Origin of the sequence: Nocardia sp. NPDC059154, from assembly GCF_042755705.1 — a bacterium.
Lineage (GTDB): Bacteria > Actinomycetota > Actinomycetes > Mycobacteriales > Mycobacteriaceae > Nocardia.
This window is the reverse complement of record NZ_JBHZCS010000190.1, coordinates 1-1,985: the sequence shown is the minus strand read 5'-3', so window position 1 is coordinate 1,985 and position 1,985 is coordinate 1. Positions and strand designations below refer to the sequence as shown.

The 1,985-nt window shown below is 68.2% G+C and carries 2 protein-coding genes and 1 pseudogene; all 3 read left to right on the top strand.

Annotation, left to right across the window (positions count from 1 at the left end; all coding sequences use genetic code 11):
- Positions 1-95: pseudogene (locus ACFXN1_RS51725) on the top strand (1,4-dihydroxy-2-naphthoyl-CoA synthase); the annotation flags it as partial.
- A 40-nt stretch (positions 96-135) separates the two neighbouring features.
- Positions 136-525 (top strand): VOC family protein, encoded by a 390-nt coding sequence (locus tag ACFXN1_RS51720; protein ID WP_379446728.1) that lies wholly within the window; start codon positions 136-138, stop codon positions 523-525.
- Between the two features lie 96 nt (positions 526-621).
- Positions 622-1,839 carry an anion permease gene (locus ACFXN1_RS51715; protein WP_379446729.1) on the top strand — a complete coding sequence of 406 codons (1,218 nt, stop codon included), beginning with the start codon at positions 622-624 and terminating at the stop codon, positions 1,837-1,839.
- The last annotated feature ends 146 nt before the right edge of the window (positions 1,840-1,985 follow it).

Here is a 1,985-nt window from a genome sequence, read left to right as displayed (position 1 = left end):
GCCTGGCCTACATGACCGACGAAGCGGTCGAGGGCCGCGACGCCTTCCTCGAGAAGCGCGAACCGGACTGGAAGCCCTACCCCTGGTACTTCTGAACCCGGACCGCAGCAAACGGCAAGCTGTCATGCTGCACTCATGGAGATACTGAGCAGTCGGGTAATCCTGCGACCGCGCGATTACGAGCGGACGGTCGAGTTCTATCGCGACGCGCTGGAGCTGGCCATTGCCCGCGAGTATCCGGGTGGCACGGTCTTTTTCGCGGGGCAGTCACTGATCGAGGTGGCCGGCCACGGGCGCGCGGACGATGCTCCGAGCAGGTTCGCCGGCGCCATCTGGCTACAGGTCCGCGACTGCGACGACGCCGCCGCGGAACTCGCGCTGCGCGGGGTCATCATCGACCGCGCGCCCGAGCGCGAACCGTGGGGTCTGATCGAGATGTGGATCCGCGATCCCGAGGGGACGCCGCTGGTACTCGTCGAGGTGCCGGCGAATCACCCGCTCCGGCGCGACACCCGGGGCGACTGAGCGCGGCGGACCGCCCCTTAGCACGGCGGTAACTGTGAAATGCGTCCGGGGGCACCGGTTAACGGAGCGTAAAGACCATGACGCAAACTGATCGGTGTGTCTGCCGAACTGCTCGTTCTGCTGATCGTTGTTTGCACAGCCTTGGCATTCGACTTCACAAACGGATTTCACGACACCGCGAACGCGATGGCCACCTCCATCGCCACCGGTGCCCTCGCCCCGCGTACCGCCGTACTCCTGTCCGGAGCACTGAATCTGGTCGGTGCGTTCCTCAGCGTCGCCGTCGCCGCCACGGTCGCCGAGGGCATCGTCGACCTGTCGGAGGTGAGCGGCCGCGCCCTGCTGGACATCGTCTTCGCCGGACTGGTCGGCGGCATTCTGTGGAATCTGTTCACCTGGTTGTTGGGTTTGCCGTCGAGTTCCTCGCACGCGCTGTTCGGTGGTCTCATCGGCTCGACCATCGCGGCGCTGGGCCTGCACGGGGTGATCTGGACGGCGGGCAGCAAGGGTGTGCTCGCCAAGATCATCGTCCCGGCCCTGCTCTCCCCGATCGTGGCGGCGCTGGTGGCCTCCATCGCCTCCTGGGTGGTGTACCGGATCACCCGGGACAGCAACGAGCGGACCGTGACCCGCGGCTTCCGCTGGGGACAGATCGGCACCGCCTCCCTGGTCTCGCTGGCGCACGGCACCAATGACGCGCAGAAGACCATGGGCATCATCTTCCTGGCGCTCATCGCGCACGGCTCGGCCAAGGCCAGCGATCCGCTGCCGCTGTGGGTCATCGTGTCCTGCGCCATCGCCATGGCCGCCGGCACCTGCCTCGGCGGCTGGCGCATCATCCGCACCCTGGGCAAGGGCCTGGTCGACATCGTGCCGCCGCAGGGCTTCGCCGCCGAATCCACCAGTGCGGCGATCATTCTCACCTCGGCCCACTTCGGCCTGCCGCTGTCCACCACCCAGGTGGTGACCGGATCCATCCTCGGTTCCGGCATCGGACGCCCGGGCGCGGAGGTGCGCTGGGGCGTGCTCGGCCGCATGGTGGTGGCCTGGGTGCTGACCCTGCCGCTGGCCGGCGTGGCGGGCGCGATCTGCTGGGCCATCCTGCACGACATCGGCGGCACGGCCGGCGTGCTGGTGGTGCTGGCGCTGCTGATCGCCATGGCCGCGTTCATCTGGCTCCGGTCCAAGCGCGCGGTGGTCAACTCGCACAACGTCACCGAGGAGTGGGGTGGCGCGGCGGACCCGGCCACCGCGAACGGTCGCAGTGCAAACTCCGCTGCTTCCCGCAATGACGACACCGTCGGAATCGGCTAGGAGACCGCGATGCACACCCTGCTGCACAACCTCTCCGACCTGTGGCGAGTCATGCTGGCCGCCTTGATCTTCGGGGCCGGGCTGCCGACCGTGTTCGCCGTCGGCATCCGCTTCCGCTCCCAGGTCGACGACGGTGCGACCGGAGC

What these genes read in the sequence shown, in the direction of transcription:
- ACFXN1_RS51720 (WP_379446728.1), top strand. Translation starts at nt 136, where the DNA reads ATGGAGATACTGAGCAGTCGGGTAATCCTGCGACCGCGCGATTACGAG.